A 1,448-nucleotide genomic window follows, 5' to 3' on the forward strand; every position below is an offset into this window, starting at 1 on the left:
GTTTGCTGTGGTAACAACGTTGTGAATATGGATTGCCAACTTAAGCAATTTGGCGCATTCGAGCGGTTTGTACGACGAGTTAATTAGACTTTTTAGAGCGGGTTTTTAATATCCCAAATACTTTCAGGTTAATAAAAATCATTGCAATTAGAATAGTACCAAAAATAAAAAAATCACTTATTGGTAAATTTTTAAAGTTTGGATGTTCAATTTTCATTGACAAAGCTGTAACATACGCAAATGATAATAAACAAGTTATTACCAAAAAAACGATTTTGCTTAGCAATTTTGTAAATCCTATTACTTGTTCTGTAGTCATTTTGTTCTTTAGAATATTGTTAGCATCATATTGCTACATTCGGTTTAAGTATAAAAAAACTAATATTCAAATGTTTACAGAATCATCCCAAATATAAAATCAACTTTTCATTAAGCCAATTGTCCAAATCCGTTGTAGCAGTTATGTGATGGTCATTTTGTTTTGTTGGTTTTGTCCATTTCAAGTAAAAAATCCTCAACAATTTTTAAATTACAATGTTGAAATGTTATTTGAGCTGATGTATCACCTCTAAATTTTGTTTTGGGTTTAGTAGCAAAAAGTAAATGCCCTTCATACTCTCCTTTCTCATTAAAGTAAAGAATATTCCAATCTTCAATGTCTTCTTCTTTTGTTTGGTCAATTACAAGACCATATTTTTGATGTAAGTTTAGGTCTAAAAAAGGAACAAAAATTTCAGTTATCCTCAAAGAAACATCAGTTGTAACTTTTACTTGTCCACGTGTATAGGGGTATTTAGTTTTGTTTTTGTTTTTATTGTATCTTTTATTCTGTGGGTATAAGGAATGAACTATTTTTGTGTTTTTATAAAGTATGAGATTCACTTTTTCAAAATTTTCTCCATCGAAAGAATAATCGCCAAAGTATTTTTCAAATTTATCTGCTTCTGTATGTTCATTTCTGACTACAAAATTTTCTAACGAATATATTGAATCAGCTATTTTTACAAATTCATATGGAGCCATATCTTGAGGAAACTTACTTTGTGCCTGAAATTCTTTACCATTTGAATAAGGTTTTATGGACCAAAAGTTATGTCTTTCGTTAATGTGCTGATAGCCTGTGTCACTATTCCCCTTAATGAAAATCAAACCTTTGTCCGAAACTGCAACAACTTCTTTCCAATTCATTTTGGGACTAATTATTTTTCTTAATCCATAATATTTAAATACAGGATTAGATTTTGAATTTTCTTTTATGTTTTCAATATCTATATGGCTTAAAATTTTCATTGTAAGTTCTTGATTTCGTTTGACTATCACATAACTTGTATGTAGGTGAAACAAACTTTCTCTAATTATAATCTAATTGGTTGGTAAAGAATGTTCGTTTCGCTGTATTTTTTTTCCTCAAATCATCAAAAATGTTTCCTTTTAGCCCCGACAGCAGC

Annotated in this window: 2 protein-coding genes; both read right to left on the reverse strand. The window is 29.3% G+C overall.

Features of this window, described 5'->3' with window-relative positions; genetic code table 11:
- Positions 1-79: 79 nt before the first annotated feature.
- Complete coding sequence (locus ACZIX2_RS14185; RefSeq protein WP_463340749.1) at positions 80-319, reverse strand: hypothetical protein; 240 nt, start codon at positions 317-319, stop codon at positions 80-82.
- 152 nt (positions 320-471) lie between these two features.
- Positions 472-1,290, reverse strand: coding sequence for a hypothetical protein (locus tag ACZIX2_RS14190; protein WP_463340750.1), 819 nt, complete (start codon positions 1,288-1,290; stop codon positions 472-474).
- Between the last annotated feature and the right edge of the window lie 158 nt (positions 1,291-1,448).

The organism is Flavobacterium riviphilum, assembly GCF_055231795.1.